The following is a 20,150-nucleotide window of genomic DNA, read 5'->3' as shown; positions in this document are numbered from 1 at the left end:
GCCCTTCCTGCGCCAGCGCAGCCTGTTCAGCCCGCTGGCCGAAGGCATCGACATCGATGAGGCGCATTACATCCTGACCGCCCGCTCGGCCGAGCGCACGAATCCCGAAGCCGTCATCTTCCGTGAATGGGTGCTGGGCGAATGCCAGGCGGGTTTTGGTCCGCTTGGCACTGCCACGCCGGCCTGAAAGCGGCCTCCGCGCGCGGAGACCGCCCCGTGGTTACCCCTATCCTCAGTTCGCGCTGGTCGTGACGAACTTGGTGATCAGATAGGCCTGGGTCGCCTCCGAGCCGCCCTCGACGCCGTAGCCGGAATCCTTGATGCCGCCGAACGGCACCTCCGGCAGCGCCAGGCCGATGTGGTTGATGGTCATCATGCCGGCCTCGACCCGCGTCGACAGCTGGTGCTCGGATTCGAGCGAGCTGGTGAAGGCATAGGCCGCCAGTCCGAACGGCAGACGGTTGGCCTCGGCGATCGCCTCGTCCAGCGTGTCGACGCGGTTGATGATCGCCAGCGGGCCGAACGGCTCCTCGTTCATCACCCGCGCCTCGGTCGGCACGTTGGCCAGCACCGTCGGCTCGAAGAAGTTGCCGGTGTTGCCGATGCGGCGGCCGCCGGTCCTTAGCTCCGCGCCCCGGTCGACGGCATCCTGGATCAGCGCTTCCAACGCCGGGATGCGCCGCTCATTGGCCAGCGGCCCCATCTGCGTGCCGGCATCGAGGCCGTTGCCGACCTTGGTGGCGCGGAAGGTTTCCACAAAGCCGTCGACGAACTGGTCGAACACCTGGCCCTGCACCAGGAAGCGCGTCGGCGAGATGCAGACCTGTCCGGCATTGCGCAGCTTCGAGGCCGACAGCGCCTTGACCGCCTTGGCCACATCGGCGTCGTCGAGCACGATCGCCGGCGCATGGCCGCCCAGCTCCATGGTCGCGCGCTTCATGTGCAGGCCGGCGAGTGCGGCCAGCTGCTTGCCGATCGGCGTCGAGCCGGTGAACGAGATCTTGCGGATGACCGGATGCGGGATGAGATATTCCGAGATCTCGGCCGGCACGCCGAACACCAGGCCGATCACGCCGGCGGGCACGCCGGCGTCCTGGAAGGCGCGGATCAGCTCGGCCGGCGAGGCCGGCGTCTCCTCCGGCGCCTTGACGATGATCGAGCAGCCGGTGGCCAGTGCGGCCGACAGCTTGCGTACCACCTGGTTGATCGGGAAATTCCACGGCGTGAAGGCGGCGACCGGGCCGACAGGCTCCTTGGTCACCACCTGCCGCACATTGGCCGCGCGGGCCGGCACGATCTGGCCGTAGCTGCGGCGGGCCTCTTCGGCGAACCAGTCGATGATGTCGGCCGCGGCCAGGACCTCGACGCCGGCCTCAGCGAGCGGCTTGCCCTGCTCGCGCGTCATCAGCCAGGCGATGTGGTCCTTGCGGGCGCGCAGCAGGTCGGCGGCGCGGCGCATGATCTTGGCACGCTCGAACGCCGACACCGCGCTCCAGACGGCAAAGCCACGATCGGCGGCGGCAAGCGCGGCGTCGAGGTCGGCGCGGCTCGCATGAGCCACCGTGCCGATCTCCTCACCCGTCGCCGGATCGAGGACAGGAATGGTGCGGCCGCCCTGGCCGTCGCGCCATTCGCCGTCGATCAGCAGCTTGGTGTCGGGATAGATGTAGGCGGCGTCGGCCATCGGCAGGGTCTCCATGTGTCTTGGCGTCGTTGCGACGAAGCTCGGCGGCAGTTCCATGTCAGCCTGTGAACAAGCCGCAAGGCCCGGGGCGAGCGGGTCGGGCCCCGAGGTCACCTCATCGCGATAGTGAATTCCGGGTCGCTCCGGGAAGAGAGCGCCACGCGAGATACGCTGTTTTTGTCCTGCTGACAAATCCGCCATCGCGATCCGACGGCATTCGACCGCCTCAAAACAATCTCAGACGATACCCCAGGCGCGATAGCGTCCCCTGCCGGTCATCTCGCGCAAATTGAGCTCCCCGACGAGGTTCAGCGCGCCCTGGCGCGACACTTTCAGCTTCTCCTGGATCAGCGTGGTGGAAACGAGCGGCCGCGACAGCACCAGCTCGACCAGCTCGGGAAGCTTCGAGCTGGCGCGGCGGTTCCGCAGCCGCCGCTCCATCAGGCTCTTGGCCAGCACGAGGCGGTCGTGTTCCTTGAGCCCGGCGACGGCAGCCTCATGGATGGCGTCGAGAAACGCCAGCAGGCGCTCGGTCTGGCCGCGGGCGCGCCGGCGTTCGCGCGGGATCTTCTGCGCGCCGAGATGCAGGCTGGCGAGATGGTTGGCGGCCAGCCCTTCCCGGCGCAGCAGCGCGGCCACGAGCAGCGGCCCCAGCCAGGCGGCATGCTGGAGCACCTCGATGTCGTACCAGGCGTCGAGCAGCACCGCCGCGCGCAGCGCAATGGGAAGATCGCGTGTCCCGTCAGCCAAGTCTTGCCATTGGCCAAGCCGCGCATCCTCGTCCCAGTCGAGATCGTAGACCAGCGAAGGCCGCTCGGCGGGCGTCGGGCTGGGTCGCGCATCGACACCGTAGAGGATCTTTTTCGAGCGCTCCAGCACCGCATCGATCGCCGCGAATTCCTCGGCGAGCGGATCGTCCTCCGCCTCCTCGCCGTCCTTCACGTCGGCCGCGGCCCCCTCCTCTTTCTGATCGTCTTGCGCACCAGTGCCGACGCGGCCCGTCAGTCGGCGCAAGCCCTCCCGGCCGAGCGCCCAGTCGGGCGGATGCGACAGGATCTGACGGCGGGCGCGCAGGACCGCATGCGCCCGCGTAAGCTCGTGCGTCGGGCTGCGGATATCCATATGGGCGTCGTGCAGGACAAGATCCTCGAGGTGCACGAGCTCTCCCTCGAGCCAGAGTGCGGCTGCCGCATCGTGGAAGTGGGCGCGTTCCAGAAACCCCTCGCGGACGGGCGAGCGGGCAAGACGCTCGTCGAGGCGGACCAAAACCTCGGTGGTGCGAGCGACGGGCGCGATCAGCGCTTGCAGCGGCAGACTGTCTAGCTGGTAACCCATTGTTTTGCATTTATCTGATTTGCTTTCGTCAAGCTAGACTGCCATTACGTTGACTTGCAGGAGATATGAGCAGCGATCGATTTCATTAACGATAATCACTTCTTATCGATAGTGATTGATCCGGGGCGCAAAAGCTGTTCTCTTCGCCGTCGTTTCGGTTCCTTCACGAGCCTTGCGGCACCTGTCTGTCTTGGGCGAGAGAGACGTCGCCCTTGAATGCGCATGATCATGCGCATACTCTGTCCTCTACAAAGGAGACTGCCGATGCCTGCCGACTTGCGCCACCAGGCCGCGAAACGCCCCGCCAACCTGTCTATCGACGCTTCGCTGCTGCGCGAGGCGCGGACGCTCGAGATCAACATTTCGCGCGCGGCCGAGGAGGGCATCGCCAAGGCCGTCGCCGACGCCAAATCCGAACGCTGGCGGGCCGAGAACAGGCAAGCCCTGCAAAGCTCCAACGCTTTCGTCGAGGCCAATGGCCTGCCCCTCGAGCGCTACCGTCAGTTCTGATGGCGCGCTATGACGTCTACGCCAATCCGGGTGGCGGCTTCGTCCTCGACGTCCAGGCCGACCTGCTCGACGAATTGAAGACCCGCGTGGTCGTTCCGCTCTTGCCGCTGGAGGCCGCGCCCCAGCCGGCGCGGCGGCTCAACCCGGTGTTCGAGCTTGAGGGCACGCGCTGCGTGATGGTCACGCAGTTCCTGGCGGCGGTTCCCGTTTCGGTGCTGGCCAGCCCGATCGCCAATTTTTCCGCGCATCGCGACGAGATCGTCGCGGCGCTGGACATGGTCTTCCACGGTTTCTGAGATGGGCGACACTTCGAAGCCTGCCCTCCCCGACGCCGTTTCCCGGCGCGCGGCGGAGCTCGACGCGCTGGATTCGGTCCTGCCCTTCGACCGTCGCGACCGCCTCGCCGAAGTGCTCACCGACGAGGACGTGGCCACGCTTCGCCACCTCGCCCGCGAGGGGCTGGGCGAGAACTCCCTGCGCGCGCTCGCAAGCGACCTCTGCTATCTCGAGGCCTGGGCTCTGGCCGCCACGGATGCCCCCCTGCCCTGGCCCGCGCCAGAGCCGCTGCTGGTCAAGTTCGTCGCCCATCACCTTTGGGACCCGGCCAGGCGGGAAAGCGACCCCTCCCACGGCATGCCGGCCGAGGTCACCGCTGCGCTGAAGGCGCAAGGCTTGCTGCGCGTCGATGGTCCGCACGCGCCGTCCACGGTGCGCCGTCGCCTGTCGAGCTGGTCGACGCTGACCAAATGGCGCGGGCTCGTCGGCACGTTCAACGCCCCCGCGCTTCAGGCCGCCTTGCGGCTCGCCGTTCGCGCCTCCGACCGGCCGCGTGGGCGCAAGAGCCCGAAGGCCGTCACAGCCGACATATTGCGCCAGATCCTAGCCGCCTGCGCCGACGACAGTCTCGCCAGCCTGCGCGACCGCGCCCTCCTGCTCACGGCGTTTGCCTCCGGCGGGCGGCGGCGTTCCGAAATCGCATCCCTGCGCTGCGAGCAGCTTCGGCAGGAAGAGCCGGTGGCCGACGAGACCGACGCCGCCGCGCCTCCCCTCCCCTGCCTGTCCATCAGCCTCGGCCGAACCAAGACGGCTGCAGCAGACACAGGCTCGAGCGTGCTTCTGGTCGGCCGGCCGGTGCTGGCGCTGAAGACCTGGCTCGACCGCGCGGGCATCGCCGAAGGCGCGGTGTTTCGCGGCATCGACCGCTGGGGCAATCTCGAGCGGCGCGCGCTCTCGCCACAGGCCGTCAACCTCATCCTCAAGCGTCGCATCGCCGCCGCCGGCCTCGACCCCGACGAGTTCAGCGCGCATGGCCTGCGCTCCGGCTATCTCACCGAGACCGCCCGCCGCGGCATCCCGCTGCCGGAAGCCATGCAGCAGTCGCAGCACAAATCGGTCCAGCAGGCCTCGAACTACTACAACGAAGCCAACCGGGCACGCGGCCGCGCCGCCCGCCTGATGAGCTGAGCCACCGCCTAGCGCATTGTCCGCGCCGCGCAGTGGCAGCTTCTCATCTCGCGGCGCCTCAGCGTGCGGCCCCCTCCCCTGCCCTCGCCGCTTGTGTGCGACCTGCCGCAGACAGCGCATTCAGCACCGGGCCGACCGAATAGCGGCCGTTTTCGGCCCGCTCCGTCAGCGCGCGCAGATAGCCGCCCGGCGAGCGGATCTCGGACGAGCGTTCAAGGATGGCCGCAACCGTCACCGCCGCGTTGAGATCGCCCATGGCGCGGCGGGCCCGTGTCCAGGCGTCCGGCGAAACGCCCAGCATCGAGCGCACCAGCCCCGCCGTTTGCAGGAAGTCGCGCCAGTCGCCGATCCCCTTGCGGGCATAGAGGGCAAACTGCGGGCACGCCGCCAGCACCGTTTCCAGCGGCGCGGGCGCCGATTTCGTCTCCGGCTCGGGCGGTGGCAGGTTTTCGTCCCGCATGTCGCGCGAGGCCTTCAGCCGGCGGCGGATGCCGGCAATCCTGTCAGCCTGTTCTGCGGGTCCCCCCTCGCCTACCGTCACCGTCTTGCCGCGGCGATTTTCGTTCAGCTCTTTTTCGGAGCTAGATTCAATATGGAGGTCTGTATTTGAATTCTGAATATGGCGCTCGAAATTGGAGTCATTGGCGCTCATTTCTTCGTTTGAAAGACTGTTGAGATAGGCCAGCTCGACCTCTGCCCGCAACCGCGACAGCGCATCGCGACGCTTAGACAGCTCTTCCGGCGCGGCATTGCGGGCAACCCGGCCCGAGAGTTCCGCAAGCCGATCGGCAAACCGTTCCCAATCGCCCGCCCTCTCCTCGCTGAGGCCGGCGTCGATCGTCTTGGCCAGGTCCCGCAGGTGGATCGTGATCTCGCTGCGCAGCGCCTGCAGCGCCCGTGCCTGCGCCCGTGCGGCAGCGGCATGCGCCTCAATCTCGGCCGCGCGCAAGGCGAACGGCGCCAGGTCGAAGCCGAAGGCGCTTTCGATGGCGCCGTCGTCGCCGCGGCGCGCATAACGCTTGCCGTTGGGGCTGTCGCGGCGAATGATCATCTGCGCGTCCACCAGCGCTGCCAGATGCCGCCGCAGGGTTGCCGGCGCCATGCCACGTGTGCGCATGGACAGTTCCGCATTGGAGGGAAACACGATCAGCGGCGCACGGCCGTCCAGCTCCGCCGCCTGCTGGAAGCTCAGCAGTGCTTCCAGCACGGCAATGGTGCGGTCGGAAAGCCCGTAGACCACCCTCGCCTCGGTTAGGGACCGCAGTAGCTGCCATTTGTCGGCCGTCGCCGTCGCCTCGCCCTCATCCGCCTCGGCCAGCAGTTTCTGGCGCGCTCGCGCCACTTTCTCCTGGGCTGCGAACATGGCGTGCGAAAGCGACCGACCGCCGAACGGCGTCGTTGCAAAACGCTCAGTCATCACTTCAACCTCGATACGAGGCAAGCAAAGCCGTGCCGGAACGTGCCCAACCCTTGACAAGACAGGTCGGAAGTGATTCTCTCACAATCGCTACATTGATGAGGGCTTCCGGAATGGTGACGTTTCGGGGGCCTTTTTCTTGCCGGGTTCCTTTCTTTCCAGCTCTTTCCGTTACTCTACCTACGCACTGACACTCCCCGTCAGGCGCGCCACCAGCCGATTCTCGGAGGTGATTCGCCGGACGGAATGGACTTCAACTCACTCGCGCCGCTGCTCTTCGAACCGTTGCAGCAGCGCCGGCAGCTCCTCGCCGAGGAATTCGGCGAAGCCAGCCGGTGCGGCCGTCAGCTCGAGCCGCGGCATTTTCGTCAAATTGCCGAGCCGGGCGAAGACGCGTCCCTGCCCGTCGCGGATATCGGTTGCCGGCTCGGCCTTCGGCTTGCGCGCCAGGCGGTTGAACAGCAGCGCAAAACGTGTGTCGCTGTCGGTGGCACGAAAGCGCTCGTTGGTCACCTCATCGGCCGCCTTCACTTGCGCGGCATCGCCTTTCAGCAGCTCGGCCAGTTCCATCCAGCGTGCCCGCCCGGCCTTCGGCGCGGGGCCGATCACCTGGGCGATCTGGAAGGGGACGGCCTCGGCCACCTGCAGCAAGCGGGTCATGTCGGCCTTGTGCAGCGACAGCGCCTCCTGCACCACGCCGCGTTCGAAGCCGTGCTTGACCAGCGCATGCGCAAACAGCGCCCGCTCGATGAAGGAGAGGTTGCGCCGCTCGGAGTTTTCCTTGCCCTGCGCCAGCACCAGCTCGGCGTCGCTGAGGTTGCGCACGATGCTGCGCACCGGCTTGCCAAGCCGGTGCACCGCGCGCAGGCGGCGATGGCCGTAGGCTGCCTGGAAGCGCCCCGGCTTCTCCGGATGCGGGCGCACCAGCACCGGCACCTGCTGCCCGCTGGCCTTAATGCTTTCGACCAGCGCCTCGAAGTCCGGGTCGTGGGTGTCCTCAAAACTCAGCCGGTCGCTGACGAAGGACGCCTCGACCAGGGCGGGGTCGATCTCAACGATCCGCTCGCCTCCCTCGAGGCTTTCCTTGAGCCTTCGCGCATCCTCCAGCTCGCGCGACAGGCCGCCGAGCGAAAGCCCCATCGCCTTCACCGCGCCGGAGGCCGTGCGCGGCTTTTCGGGCGCCGCCGGCTGCAGCGGGACAGCGACCAAGGGCTTCTGCTCCGGGCTCGGCGCCGGCGCCGGCGCAGCCGGCTGATCCATTCCGAAGAGGGCTTTCAGCTGATCCTTGCGATTGGATGACATGCCGGCCTCCCCTACCCTGCCCTGTTCCAGGCTTTGAGGATCAGGCCCTCGACCTCCGAGTTGACAGCTGTCAACGATTCCATCGCGCGGTCGTAGGTCGTGCGCGTAAAACTTTCGCGCGACACTTCGTAGAGCGTCTGCTTGGTCAGGCCCGCGTCGGAGAAGGCCGTCGACTTCACCAGCGGCGCGGTCAGCACCCGTGCGCCGAACAGCGAGCGCAGGAAGCCGGCGATCTGCGCCTGCGGCCCGTCATTGGGCTCGTAGCGGGTGATTAGATAGCGCATGAAGTCGAAGTTGAGTTCGCCGCCCGCCTCGCGCACCACTGCCAGGAGATCTGCGGTCATGAACAGGAACTGGCTCATGGAGGCGACGTCGAGCATCTGCGGATGCACTGTCACCAGCACCGAGGTCGCCGCGCACAGCGCCGACAGCGTCAGGAAGCCGAGCTGCGGTGGGCAGTCGACGATGACGACATCATAGTCGTTGGCGACCGACGCAAAGGCCGCCTGCACGCGGGCGAAAAACAGCGGCTGGCCGTCGTCGGCGCCGTTCTGCCGCGCCGACAGCATGTGCGGCGTGGTGTGCTCGAATTCCTGCAGCTCGAGATTGCCGGGCACCAGGTCGAGCCCGTCGAAATAGGTCTGGCGGATGATGTCGCGCAGCGGCCGCCGGCTGTCGTCGTAGCGGATCGCGCCGTAGAGCGTGTCGTTGCCGTTGAGATCGAGCTCCGGCTGATAGCCGAACAGCGCCGACATCGAGGCCTGCGGGTCGAGGTCGACCGCCAGGACGCGGAAGCCTGCGAGCGCCAAGTGCTGGGCCAGATGCGCGCTGGTGGTGGTCTTGCCCGAGCCGCCCTTGAAGTTGGTGACGGCGATCACCTGCAGATGCTCGCCCAGCGTCTCGCTGCGACGCGGCAGATAGGTGCGCGCCTTGGTGCCGCCCTGGTCGGCCAGGTGCCGGCGCAGCGCGTTGATGTCGCCGAGCGTATAGAGCCGGCGCCCGCCGACTCCGATCTCGGGCTGGGGCCCCTCCCCCGCTATGGAAAGCTGGCGCAGATAGCCGTCGGACACGCCGATCAGCTTGGCCGCCTCGCCACTGGTGAACTTACGCAGGACCTTGCGCGTGTCGGGCTGGAACAACCGGCTGCGCATCGCCTGAAGCTGGGCCGACAGCATGTCCGCGTCGGCCGCGATCGCGCGGTCGGTCGGCACCGCAGCGCCGTCGACATGTCCCCAGTCCTGTTCTCTCATCATTGCGTCGGCAACCATTTCAAATCCTGCTTATTCGGCCGTCATCGTCAGGAACGCAGCGCAAAATCCCCCCGATCCGCGCCGAAAGGCGGAGAACAGTGCAGATCATGCGCCGATTCGGGCCGGCAGGTCGAATCTCGCCTACGCCGACCACAATTTTTACGAACAATTTCCGCAGTAACGACTCTGAAGTCGTGTTACGCCTGAACCGTCGAATTGCGTCCCAATTCCGTAACAGGGTGCAAGGCGGGGCGAGTCGCGTCAAGTATTTTATAGTTAACGCAAATTAACCATTTCGGCACGGCTGCCCGGCCGCGAAGTTTCGCGCCCGAAAAGCGACCGAGTACCCGCGTTGACAGCTGTCAACGCTCCTATGCGCCCTGCCCTCTGAGGGCGCCCTTTGCAAGCAGCCCGGCGAAACGCCTTGCCTCGAAAGGATGAAATTCAATCCAGGCGGTTGAATCGAAAAAACTCGACGCTGTAGCCGCCCGGGTCGCGCATCAGGAAGGTGCTCACCAGCCGGCCGGCCGACATATCCGTATCGAGATGGACCACAAAGTCCACCCCCTTCGCCTTCATGCGTTCGTACCAGGCTTCGAGTTCCGGCGACTCGAGGCTGACCATCACGCTCTTGGCCTCGGAGGTGTTGTGGTGCCCCTTCGCCTGTTCGACGAGCCCGATATAGGAATGCTCGGTCGCCCGGAAGAATTTCACCCAGCCCTTGTCGAAGGTTTTTTCCAGGCCGAGCATCTCGCCGTAAAACCGCTCAGGTGAGGCGAGGTCGTCGTAGTAGAGGAAGGTCACCTGCGAATTCACCGGCGGCAAGCCGCGTGCTGTGGCAACGTCCATCGTCTTCCTCCTCACGCCCCTGGTTGCGAGTCGGGCGTCAACGACATCCATCACGGAGTTTTGGGGAAGATCAACAGCCAGGCGTCACGCGCCGTGTGGCGCTGCGGTGGAAAAAGGAAAGAGAACGACCAAGGTCGCAAGGCGTCAGGCGTTCGCCTGCGTCACGCCGCCGACGAAAGACCGAGCAGCGGCGCGAGCGCGTCGGCGTTCTCCACCAGGTCGGCGAGCGTGTATCGGTCGAACACCGCCAGATAGGCGTCGAGCGCCTCGCGCACCACGCCTTTCAGGCGGCAGGCGGGGGTGATGCGGCAATGGCCGCCTTCGGCCTTCAGACACTCCACCAGCGCGAAATCATCCTCCATCCGCCGCACCAGCCGGCCGAGATTGATCTCCTCCGGCGGGAGGGCAAGCGCGATGCCTCCCGACCGGCCCCGCGCGGTCGCCACCAGCCCCATCTTGCTCAGGTTGTGCGCGACCTTCAGGAGATGGTTGCGCGACAGCCCGTAGGCCTCGGCCACGTCGCTCACCGTGCAAGGCACGTCGGGCCGGACCGCCAGATAGATCAACATCCGCAGGGCGTAGTCGGTGTGCGAGGTCATGCGCATGGTGGCGGTCCTATCGCAGCAGGGAAGGGCGCCGGCTGCCCGGCCCGGGCAAGGCGACGCGCCGAGTCATCGTCACGGCTCCTCGCGGTTGACAGCTGTCACCGCCGCCTGCCTGTCCAGCATCCTCGGCAGGTGGAAGAACATGGCCAGTTGCAGGCTCTTGGCGATGCGCTCGGCCCGGTCGACAAACACCGCCGCCACCTCGGGCACGCAAAGCTCGCGCGCCGTCTCGGCGAAGAGCCCGAGCCAGATCGCGAAATCTTCCTCCTTCACCTCCTTGAGCTTGAGGTGCGCCGGCACCGGCCGGCCGTTATAGCTGGCGGTCTTCAGGATCACCGAGCACCAGAACTCGGTCATCTTCTCCAGATGCGGCTCCCAGTCTCCCGCGATCACCCGCGCGAAGATGGGCCCGAGCCGCGCGTCGCGACGCACCTTGGCGTAGAAGGCACGCACGAGCCTGCCTATGAAGGCGCGGTCGACCTGCGGGTGGGAGAGGGGAGTTTCGGCGACCGGGCGCGCCCTTTCGATGGGGGTCATTCCATTCGCTTCCGTAAGTGGTATCTGGGATGCTACTTTACGCCAGGAACGCGCCCACGCAAAGCGCCAAAGGTCGCAGGGCGCCCTCGGGCCCAAATCATCGCCCGCCAACTTGCCCGAACGCTCCGCAATCCGGGAACACCCGCCATGATCGGTTGACAGCTCCCAACTCACCGCCCGAAACCCGCACGCGTGACAAGCGATCATCATCGCCAGGTAGGGAGAACACTTATGCCAGGTGAAGTGACGCCGAAAAAATAGTTGCCTCCCTCTACCATCTGGCGTTTCCTGTTTTCGCGACTAACGACAAATCATCACGAAACGCGCCGTTCGCCCTTGCATGCAACCCATCCAAAGCTTTGGTATCGCAGGCTCTTTGAGGGGAGGGGGCTGCAATGGGAAGTACCGGTCAAAGACCGCCGGCTTCGGTCGCCTTGTCGACCTCGACATTCTCGACGAAGAGCTGAACTTCCACGTCCGCGCCGTCGATGTGGCGTTCTCGCCACCGCTAGCGGGCGTGTCGCGCTGACCCCGGTTTCGTGGCAACCGATACGGCCCGACCCCAACGTCTCATGACTGACCCGCGGGATCTCACCCTTTTTGTCTCGATGCTGCCCGGCCTGCCCGACGAAGCCAGCGTCGCCGAACTTTGTCAGCTGGAGGAGTTTTTCTGACATGCCCGGACCCTATGTCGTTCCCGTCCATGGGGATGCCGAACTGCCGAAGGAAGTGGACGTCGTCGTCATCGGCGGCGGTATCATCGGCACCTCGACCGCGCTGGAACTGGCCGAGCAGAAGCTGCGCGTGGCGCTGTGCGAAAAGGGCGGCATCGGCCAGGAGCAGTCGAGCCGCAACTGGGGCTGGGTGCGCATCTCGCGCCGAGACCCGCGCGAAGTGCCGCTGATGGCGGAGGCGCTGCGCATCTGGGGCACGCTCGACCAGCGCATCGGCCGCGACACCGGCTACAAGCGCGCCGGCATCATCTTCACCTGCGCCACCGACGAGGAATACGCCAACCACGAGCGCTGGAACCGCAATCTCGACGGCTACCAGCTCGACTCGCGAATGCTGAGCGGCGCCGAGTTCCGCAACATGTTCCCCGGCACCACCATGAACCTCAAGGGCGCGCTCTACACCGCAGCCGACGGCCGCGCCGAGCCGCAGAAGGCCGCACCGGCAATCGCCGAGGCAGCGCGCGAAAAGGGCGCCTCGATCCTCACCGAATGCGCGGTGCGCGGCATCGAGACGGCCGGCGGCGCCGTGTCAGGCGTCGTCACCGAGCGCGGGTCCATCGCCTGCAAGGCGGTGGTGCTGGCCGGCGGCGCCTGGTCGAGCCTGTTCTCGGGCAGGCACGGCATCATCCTGCCGCAGCTCAAGGTGATGAACTCGGTCATGCGCACCAAGCCGCTCGAGGGCGGCCCCGAGCAGGCCATGTGGTCGAACGGCTTTGCCGTGCGCAAGCGGCAGGACGGCGGCTATACCATCGCCTCCGGCCACGAGAACGTCGTTGACATCGTGCCGAACTCCTTCCGCTATGCGCTAGACTTCCTGCCGGCCTTCCGCAAGGAATGGCGCTCGCTCAACTTCCGTTTCGGCGGCCGCTTCTTCGACGAGGCGCGCATTCCCAACCACTGGCCACTGGACGAGGCCAGCCCCTTCGAATATTGCCGCGTGCTCGATCCAAAGCCGGCTAAAAAGCTCTCCGACATCGCCTTCGCCAATCTCAAGAAGGCATTCCCGGTGTTCGAGAAGGCGGAGGTGGCCCAGCGCTGGGCCGGCTATATCGACGTGACGCCGGACGCCGTGCCGGTCATCTCGGCGATCGACAGCATCCGCGGCTTCCACATCGCCACCGGCTTCTCCGGCCACGGTTTTGGCATCGGCCCGGCCGCCGGCCGGCTCATGGCCGATATCGTCACCGGGCGCACGCCGCTCGTTGACCCGAGGGACTTCCGTTTCACCCGCTTCTCGGACGGCTCCAAGATCGAACTGATCAGCGGGTTCTGAGCACCGGCGCGTCCGGTGCTCACACGGGGTCAACCGCACCCGTCCGCCGCCGCTTCGCCGCGCGCGCAGGGCAGGGCTCAAGCGCCCGCACCTTCAATGCCCGCACCGCCAGGTTCCCCCGAACCGGGCGGCGCTGCTTTTTACCCGCTGGCACCCAATGCCTGTCCGCAGCATCGCCACGAGCGCTCGTGCGAGGGGAGGGGAGGGGAGGGAGCCACTCTTTCAATTTCGGCCTGCATTTCCGCAGTCTGCCGCGACCATCGAGCTCCCTGAAACCGGGTCCGGCAGAGCCACTGTCACCATTTGGCATCACTCGTCCGCGGCCTGTCCGCCGTCATCGAACTGTCATGCGCCCGAGACGCAACCGTCATGTGGCCTCGGTAGACCGGCCTCGGGTGTGGGGCAGGGAAATGCTGAACTTCAGCCAAATGAACCCAGACCTTGAAAGCAACTTTTGACTGGAGTCTTCATATGAATATCAAGAGCCTTCTCCTTGGCTCCGCTGCGGCTCTCGCCGCGGTTTCCGGTGCCCACGCTGCCGACGCTGTCGTCGTCGCTGAGCCGGAACCCGTTGAATACGTTCGCATTTGCGACGTTTATGGCGCCGGCTTCTACTACCTCCCCGGCACCGAGACCTGCGTCAAGGTCGGCGGCTACATCCGCTACGACGTCCGCGCCGGCAAGGGCGGCGCACGCGGCCTGAACAACGTCATCGACAAGCTTGATCTGGCACGCGCTGAGGGCGAGCTCGCCGATGCGATCGCTGACTGGGAAGCTGACGGCTCCGTCGGCCCGAAGCCGACTCTGCGTGAGGTCAAGACCAACGACACCTACTTCAAGCGCGCCCGCGCAGCCATGCAGCTCGACGCCCGTTCGGAGACCGAACTCGGCACCCTGCGCGGCTACATGCACATCAACTTCGACTGGAACACGGTCGTTGCGGGCGGCATCACCGATACGGCGACGAACCTGGGCATCAACCACGCCTATATCGAGCTCGGCGGCTTCCGCATCGGCAAGACCGATTCGCTGTTCGCCACCTTCACCAACTATGCCGGCGCCGTCATCGAAGACGACCTGATCCCCTATGCGGGCAGCTCGTACGACACCCACCAGATCGCCTACACCTACAAGGGCGACGGCGGCTTCTCGGCGGCGGTTGCTCTCGAAGAAGGTCGTGGCACGTTCTACACGATCGATTCCTACGCTCCGCACGTGGTTGCCGGCGCGGCCTTCACGCAGGCCTGGGGCGGCATCTCCGGCGTCGTCGGCTACGACTCGGTCTGGCAGGAGTGGGCCGGCAAGGTTCGCCTCGACGTCAACGCCTCCGACACCGTCTCGCTGTGGGTCATGGGCGGCTACGGCACCAACAAGAACATCGACCGCAGCTTCTACAAGGGCTGGCTCGGCAACTGGGCCGTCTGGGGCGGCGGCACTGTGAAGCTGAGCAAGCAGGCTGCGTTCAACGCACAGGTTTCCTACGCCGAGAACAAGGACGTCGCCGTGGTCGCGAACGTGGCCTACACGATCGTTCCGGGCTTCAAGATCACTCCGGAGATCGCCTGGAACTCGGTGCACACGGAAGACAAAGTCAAGATCCGCGACGGCTTCGGCGGCATGGTTCGCTTCCAGCGTTCGTTCTGATCATCATCTAGACCTCCAAGTTGATCAGGCAGAGGGGCCCGGCGATCATTCGCCGGGCCCTTTCCCTTTGACGGTTCGTGTCGTTGACATCGAAAGCCGGCCAAAAACACCATGGTGAAGGGCAGGGGAGGCCCCGCAGACGACGAGTGCCTCACCCAACCATCACGTGGATAGAGAATGATTAATGCTGTTGATTGTCGTGACGGTGCGTACTCGGTGAAGCGTGTACGTCGAGTCGCTCCTCGCTTTTCAGCTCGACGAAGCGAATGGTCGGCCTTGTTGCCGCCTCCGCGATTGCCGGTCGCTTTGCGGCAAACGCAATCACGCCATCTCGGCGCATTCCGAACCCTAAGCCGATTTTGTCTCATTGGCGCTGACGTCGGACACGCCTGGAGATTGGCTGATCACTCTCAGCATGTGCATGGGGGCGACGTTTCTGGATTTTGCCATCCAATTTTGCCGGATACTGGTTCGCCCGCGGCTTCGGACCGCCTGCCCCCTACACCTTGACAGTTTGGGCGCGACGCACGAGGCTCGAAGCATCGTCCCAGTCGACACCAGCATTTCTTCGTAGTTGCTTTTCCGCAAAGAGCGTCAAGTCCCCGCGACTTAAGGTTTTCGCGCATTGTTCGTGGCAACAAGGAGACATTCATGTGCGACAAATTTAGAAGATCGGACACCAAACCGGGTATCAGGGAATGGGCCGCACAAGGACGATGGCTTGCGACCCTTCTCGTGATCGTCATGTCGTGGTGCTTCATCACTCCGGCAACCGCCCAGACCCATCAGCACCCCGCAACGACGCAAGCCACCCAGCCAACCCAGACCGAACCGTCCGCCACCCCCGCCGAACCGCAGTCTGCTGCCGCGACTGGGGCGGGAACCGGGGCAATAGTGAGCTACCACAATCCGAAGATATTCACGCTCAGGACCGGCATCGCTGCCGGACGGATGGTCTATCTCGGAGTTGGCGGCGATATTGACGGCCAGGTCAACCCCAGCCTCATGGTGCACGAGGGCGAACTGGTGCAGATCAACCTGATCAACGGCGAAGGTGCCGAGCACGACGTGGTGATCGACCAATATGCGGCGCGGTCCTCGATCGTGGTCGGCAAGAACGCTTCGTCCACCTTCGCCTTCACGGCCGGCAAGGTCGGTGAATTCGCTTATTTTTGCTCCATCGCCGGGCACCGACAGGCGGGCATGGAGGGACGCATCCACGTCATGCCGGGTCCGCGCGAGGCGATGGCCTCGACCGCCGCGGACGTCGTTCGCGACCCGGCAGACCTGCCTGGGCCGATCGGACAGCGGCCGCCCAGGATTGTCAGGGTCGACCTCGAAACGGTGGAACTCGTGGGCAATCTGGACGACGGCGCGACCTACACCTACTGGACCTTCAACGCCAAAGTGCCGGGCCCCTTCATCCGCGCGCGGGTAGGTGACATGCTCGAGGTTCACCTGAAGAACCCGGCCGAAAGCGTGATGACGCACTCGGTGGATTTCCATGCCGCGACGGGTCCGGGCGGCGGCGCGCACGCCACGCAGACCGACCCCGGCAATGAAAGCGTCGTGACTTTCAAGGCGCTGAGGCCCGGCATCTTCGTCTATCATTGTGCGACGCCGAGCGTGGCGCATCACATCACGAGCGGCATGTATGGGCTGATCCTCATCGAGCCGGAAGGCGGCCTGCCGCATGTCGACCGCGAATTCTACGTCATGCAGGGCGAACTCTACACGGTCCTGCCCTTCGGCACCAAGGGCGAGATGGAGATGGACTACGACAAGCTAACCTCCGAGCGGCCGGAATATTTTCTGTTCAACGGCGCGGTCGGCTCGCTCACCAAGACGCACCCGCTCTATGCGAATGCCGGAGAGACGGTGCGCATCTTCTTCGGCGTGGGCGGGCCGAACTTCACCTCCTCCTTCCACGTCATCGGGGAAATCTTCGACAACGTCTATTCGATGGGCAGCGTCGGCTCGCCGACCCTGACCGGCGTGCAAACCACGACCGTTCCGCCCGGCGGCGCGACGATCGTCGACTTCAAGGTCGATCGCGGCGGGCACTACGTGCTGGTCGACCACGCGCTCTCGCGCGCCGAGCGCGGCCTGGCCGGATATTTGATCGTCGACGGTCCGGAAAACGACGACATCATGCATACAGGCCCGGCCGAAGAGGCCGCGAACTAGTCGCTCCCAAGCTGCCAGCGCGGGCAATATCCCGTGCTGGCCATTCTTCTCGGCAGGAAGTTAGGCAACCCAAGCGGACCTACGCCTTACCCCGCCTGCTCCGTTATTTAGTCCGCATTCCAGTATCTAATTGGTAATTACAGGGTCGAATGAAGACGAATCATTGCCGGCAAAGCTCTTGCTGTTGATTTTCCAGACGGCAGGGCGTGGGACATTTGTGCCGCAGGGCGTTCCTGCTCGTGCCCAGCAACTACCAAAAAATCCTTGCCGAAAAACAACGTGACAGTACCTCTGGGTCACGCATCTTCCACACTGACCGCGGCATGGCCTTCTTCGGCGATGAAGGGCCGCCGCTGTATCCGACGCGGATGCCGATTTCCATCGCTGCGACCTGTTCATGTCGATGCCCTATGCAGAAGCCAAGACCTACCGCGTCAATCCGTTAGGCCTGACCAAGACCCGGCCCCGTGCAGATTATCGGCTAATCAGCGTTGGCACGATGACGCTCACCCGCAACCCGGAAAACTTCTTCGCCCGCTGCAGCGTCAAATCGCCTGTTGGTGGCACGCAACCGGACGAAGGCCTTTCGATCCCGCCGATCCAACCACGCCGGAAGGCCGACGTGCTAGCCATGCCCTCCTTGCGATCGAGGGCCTGTCGCTCGGCCGTTGGAACAGAACCATTCAATGTCATGCCGAATGATAGATCGGCGCTTGTCCTTTACCCCGCAATGCAACCATGGCCTCGTACTGGCAAAGGTACACGCTTCCTGTCAGCTGCTGCAGGAAGTCCGACCTCTTCAAGCGATCCATGACCGGGCCTTTGATTTCGGAAAGATGGAAGGTAATGCCTGCATCATTGAGGCGATGATTGATTTCCTCGAGGCTTTCCAGCGCGCTGGCGTCAATGGCGTTGACGGCCGGACACATCAGGATGACGTGCCGCACTTTCGGATGGTCGGCGACGAGCGCGGCGATGCGATCTTCGAGATAGCGGCTGTTGGCGAAATAGAGGCTCTCATCGACGCGGATCGAAAGGATCGAGGGGTCAGTGATGACCTTGTGCCGTTCAATGTTGCGGAAATGCTCCGTCCCAGGCACCAGTCCGACGACAGCCATGTGGGGTCTGCTGGTGCGGTAAAGATGCAGCGCCAGCGAGAGCAAGACGCCTGAGAGAATGCCGGGCTCCACCCCCAGGAGCAGGGTAACCAGGATCGTTGCCGCCATCGCCGCGAAATCTGCCTTCGAATAGCCGAAGACGCTGCGGATTGCCTTGAAATCCACCAGCGACAGCACGGCGACAATGATCGTTGCCGCCAGCGTGGCCTGCGGAAGACTGGCAAGCAGCGGCGTTAGGTACAAGGCGGCGAGGGCGATGCCGATAGCGGTAAAAATGCCGGCAGCGGGCGTCTCGGCCCCGGCGTCGAAGTTGACGACCGAGCGGGCAAAGCCACCGGTAACCGGAAATCCGGAGGAGATCGCTGATGCGATGTTGGCGGCTCCAAGCCCGATCAGCTCCTGATCAGGCACGATGCGCTGACGCCGTTTGGAGGCAAGCGTCTGGGCCACCGAGACGGACTCGACAAAACCGATTGCGCTGATGAGGAGCACCGGTCCGGCAAGGGCTGCGACAAGATCCAGCGAAAACGTCGGAAGGGCTGGAACAGGAAGACCCTGCGGGATGGCACCGACCAGCATGACGCCACGGCTTCCCAGATCGAAGGTGGCGGCAATCAGGATCGTTATTGCAACCGTCAGTATCGGAGCGGTCTTGGTGAGGATGTCCGACAACCGGCTGTTGAGGCCGGAGCCGGTCAGAAGGCCCTTCAGCCGAGAGCGCGCAAAATAGAGAAAGGCGATGGCGCCCCCGCCGATAGCGAGCGTGATCGGATTGACATTGCCGATGTTGGACAGAAGCCCTCCCAGGATATCCGGCAGCGTGTCTCCTTTGACCGGAACGCCCAGGATATGCTTGAGCTGGCTTGCGGCGATCAGCAGCCCCGAGGCGGTGATGAACCCCGAAATTACGGGATGGCTGAGGAAGTTGGCCAGAAATCCCAGTCGGAATACGCCCATGAGCACAAGCATGGCGCCCGACAGCAGAGCGAGCACGGTTGCGGCGGTCAGATAGTCGGCGGTGCCTTGCTCCGCGATCTGCCCGATGGCGGAAGCCGTCATCAGGGAGACCACGGCGACCGGACCAACCGCCAGTGCGCGGCTGGTGCCGAAGACCGCATAGGCCACCAGAGGAAGGATCGAGGCATACAGCCCAACCTCCGGCGGCAGGTCCGCGAGCATCGCATAGGCCAATGACTGAGGGATCAGCATGATGGTAACGATCATTGCCGCCACCAGGTCGCTGGTCATGACTGCGCGATCATAAGCTTTGCCCCAAGCCAGGATGGGGAGGATTTTCTCGATTCTGACCATGACAACGCTGTCCGCCGACCGGGCCAGCCCCTCAGAGGATGTTGACGGGAACCTTCAGGAAGGTCTTGCCGCTCTCGTCGGCAGGCGGAAGCCGGCCGGCGCGCATGTTGACCTGGAGCGAAGGGATGATGAGCTTCGGCATGGCAAGGGTTGCATCACGCGCTTCGCGCATCTCCACGAACTCATCCTCGCTTATACCCTTGCCGACATGAATGTTGTGGTCGCGCTCTTCGGCGACTGTTGTTTCCCACTGGATGTCGCGCCCGTTCGGACCGTAGTCGTGGCACATGAAGAGGCGCGTCTGGCTAGGCAATGTCAGGACACGCTGGATCGAGCGATAGAGGGTGCGGGCATCTCCGCCCGGGAAATCGGCACGGGCCGAGCCGCCATCGGGCATGAAAAGCGTGTCCCCGACAAAGGCCGCATCACCGACAATGTGCGTCATGCAGGCCGGGGTGTGGCCCGGCGAGTGGAGCACATGGGCGGTCATCGTGCCGATCTGGTAGCTGTCACCATCCTTGAAGAGCCGGTCGAACTGCGACCCGTCGCGATGGAACTCGGTGCCTTCATTGAAGATCTTGCCGAAGGTATTCTGGACGACCGTGATATTCTCGCCGATGCCGAGTTTGCCGCCGAGTTCTTCCTGGATGTAGGGCGCTGCGGACAGATGATCCGCATGGACATGGGTTTCAATTAGCCATTCAAGCTTCCAACCCCGCTCTTGAATATAGGCGATGATCTTGTCGGCGCCGTCATAGGTGATGCGGCCGGCTGCGTAGTCGATGTCCATCACGGAATCGATCACAGCGCATGCGTTCGATGCAGGGTCCTTGACTATGTAGCTGATCGTGTTGGTCGGTTCGTCGAAGAAAGGAACGACTTCGGGTTTAACGGTGAGGTCAGGCATGAAGGGAAGCGGTTCGGGCATTG

The 20,150-nt window shown here is 64.7% G+C and carries 17 protein-coding genes and 1 pseudogene; 8 read left to right on the top strand and 10 right to left on the bottom strand.

Annotation, left to right across the window (positions count from 1 at the left end):
• The coding region (locus ABLE85_RS17375) for a hypothetical protein (RefSeq protein ID WP_348793957.1) at nt 1-187 on the top strand (187 nt) is incomplete at its 5' end.
• Nucleotides 188-232: 45 nt separating this feature from the next.
• Here ABLE85_RS17375 and ABLE85_RS17370 read toward each other — a convergent pair.
• Complete coding sequence (locus tag ABLE85_RS17370; protein WP_348793972.1) at nt 233-1,684, bottom strand: NAD-dependent succinate-semialdehyde dehydrogenase; 1,452 nt, start codon at nt 1,682-1,684, stop codon at nt 233-235.
• A 237-nt stretch (nt 1,685-1,921) separates the two neighbouring features.
• Nucleotides 1,922-3,019: an RHE_PE00001 family protein gene (locus ABLE85_RS17365; protein ID WP_348793956.1), complete on the bottom strand. Its 1,098-nt coding sequence runs from the start codon at nt 3,017-3,019 to the stop codon at nt 1,922-1,924.
• A gap of 264 nt (nt 3,020-3,283) precedes the next feature.
• Here ABLE85_RS17365 and ABLE85_RS17360 point away from each other — a divergent pair, with 264 nt between their 5' ends.
• Genes ABLE85_RS17360 through ABLE85_RS17350 form a run of 3 tightly spaced genes read left to right on the top strand, consistent with a single transcriptional unit; the run spans nt 3,284 to nt 4,993 of the window.
• Nucleotides 3,284-3,529 carry a type II toxin-antitoxin system CcdA family antitoxin gene (locus ABLE85_RS17360; RefSeq protein ID WP_348793955.1) on the top strand — a complete coding sequence of 82 codons (246 nt, stop codon included), beginning with the start codon at nt 3,284-3,286 and terminating at the stop codon, nt 3,527-3,529.
• Entirely contained in the window at nt 3,529-3,825 is a 297-nt protein-coding gene (locus ABLE85_RS17355) for a CcdB family protein (RefSeq protein WP_348793954.1), read from the top strand. The genes ABLE85_RS17360 and ABLE85_RS17355 overlap by 1 nt, the downstream gene beginning before the upstream one ends.
• 1 nt (nt 3,826) lies before the next feature.
• The gene (locus ABLE85_RS17350; protein ID WP_348793953.1) at nt 3,827-4,993 is read left to right on the top strand and encodes a tyrosine-type recombinase/integrase; all 1,167 of its coding nucleotides are present in this window, start codon (nt 3,827-3,829) and stop codon (nt 4,991-4,993) included.
• A gap of 58 nt (nt 4,994-5,051) precedes the next feature.
• On the opposite strand, the gene repC is transcribed toward ABLE85_RS17350, so the two are convergent.
• The 6 genes from repC to ABLE85_RS17320 all read right to left on the bottom strand — a co-directional run bounded on the left by repC (nt 5,052) and on the right by ABLE85_RS17320 (nt 10,953).
• Nucleotides 5,052-6,410 carry a plasmid replication protein RepC gene (gene repC / locus ABLE85_RS17345; protein WP_348793952.1) on the bottom strand — a complete coding sequence of 453 codons (1,359 nt, stop codon included), beginning with the start codon at nt 6,408-6,410 and terminating at the stop codon, nt 5,052-5,054.
• A gap of 258 nt (nt 6,411-6,668) precedes the next feature.
• A complete protein-coding gene (gene repB, locus ABLE85_RS17340) occupies nt 6,669-7,712 on the bottom strand; it encodes a plasmid partitioning protein RepB (protein WP_348793951.1) in 1,044 nt (347 codons plus the stop codon).
• Nucleotides 7,713-7,723: 11 nt separating this feature from the next.
• Nucleotides 7,724-8,965 carry a plasmid partitioning protein RepA gene (gene repA, locus ABLE85_RS17335; RefSeq protein WP_348793971.1) on the bottom strand — a complete coding sequence of 414 codons (1,242 nt, stop codon included), beginning with the start codon at nt 8,963-8,965 and terminating at the stop codon, nt 7,724-7,726.
• A 441-nt stretch (nt 8,966-9,406) separates the two neighbouring features.
• Nucleotides 9,407-9,811, bottom strand: a complete 405-nt coding sequence (locus ABLE85_RS17330; RefSeq protein ID WP_348793950.1) for a VOC family protein — start codon at nt 9,809-9,811, stop codon at nt 9,407-9,409.
• Between the two features lie 161 nt (nt 9,812-9,972).
• Nucleotides 9,973-10,416: an Rrf2 family transcriptional regulator gene (locus tag ABLE85_RS17325; RefSeq protein WP_348793949.1), complete on the bottom strand. Its 444-nt coding sequence runs from the start codon at nt 10,414-10,416 to the stop codon at nt 9,973-9,975.
• A 72-nt stretch (nt 10,417-10,488) separates the two neighbouring features.
• Nucleotides 10,489-10,953 carry a group III truncated hemoglobin gene (locus ABLE85_RS17320; protein WP_348793948.1) on the bottom strand — a complete coding sequence of 155 codons (465 nt, stop codon included), beginning with the start codon at nt 10,951-10,953 and terminating at the stop codon, nt 10,489-10,491.
• A 675-nt stretch (nt 10,954-11,628) separates the two neighbouring features.
• Here ABLE85_RS17320 and ABLE85_RS17315 point away from each other — a divergent pair.
• The 4 genes and pseudogenes from ABLE85_RS17315 to ABLE85_RS17300 form a co-directional block, all read left to right on the top strand.
• Complete coding sequence (locus tag ABLE85_RS17315; protein ID WP_348793947.1) at nt 11,629-12,960, top strand: FAD-binding oxidoreductase; 1,332 nt, start codon at nt 11,629-11,631, stop codon at nt 12,958-12,960.
• 471 nt (nt 12,961-13,431) lie between these two features.
• Complete coding sequence (locus ABLE85_RS17310; protein WP_348793946.1) at nt 13,432-14,604, top strand: porin; 1,173 nt, start codon at nt 13,432-13,434, stop codon at nt 14,602-14,604.
• Nucleotides 14,605-15,255: 651 nt separating this feature from the next.
• Nucleotides 15,256-16,791: a copper-containing nitrite reductase gene (gene nirK, locus ABLE85_RS17305; RefSeq protein WP_348793945.1), complete on the top strand. Its 1,536-nt coding sequence runs from the start codon at nt 15,256-15,258 to the stop codon at nt 16,789-16,791.
• 397 nt (nt 16,792-17,188) lie between these two features.
• Nucleotides 17,189-17,269: pseudogene (locus ABLE85_RS17300) on the top strand (hypothetical protein); the annotation flags it as partial.
• Nucleotides 17,270-17,480: 211 nt separating this feature from the next.
• Here ABLE85_RS17300 and sulP read toward each other — a convergent pair.
• Together sulP and ABLE85_RS17290 are read right to left on the bottom strand one after the other, a co-directional pair.
• Nucleotides 17,481-19,220, bottom strand: coding sequence for a sulfate permease (sulP, locus tag ABLE85_RS17295; protein ID WP_348793944.1), 1,740 nt, complete (start codon nt 19,218-19,220; stop codon nt 17,481-17,483).
• Nucleotides 19,221-19,251: 31 nt separating this feature from the next.
• Nucleotides 19,252-20,148 carry an MBL fold metallo-hydrolase gene (locus ABLE85_RS17290; RefSeq protein ID WP_348793943.1) on the bottom strand — a complete coding sequence of 299 codons (897 nt, stop codon included), beginning with the start codon at nt 20,146-20,148 and terminating at the stop codon, nt 19,252-19,254.
• Between the last annotated feature and the right edge of the window lie 2 nt (nt 20,149-20,150).

Source organism: Mesorhizobium sp. KR1-2 (assembly GCF_040045035.1).
Lineage (GTDB): Bacteria > Pseudomonadota > Alphaproteobacteria > Rhizobiales > Rhizobiaceae > Pseudaminobacter.
Note: the sequence above shows the minus strand (reverse complement) of the source record. Positions and strands in the feature narration are given on the sequence as shown.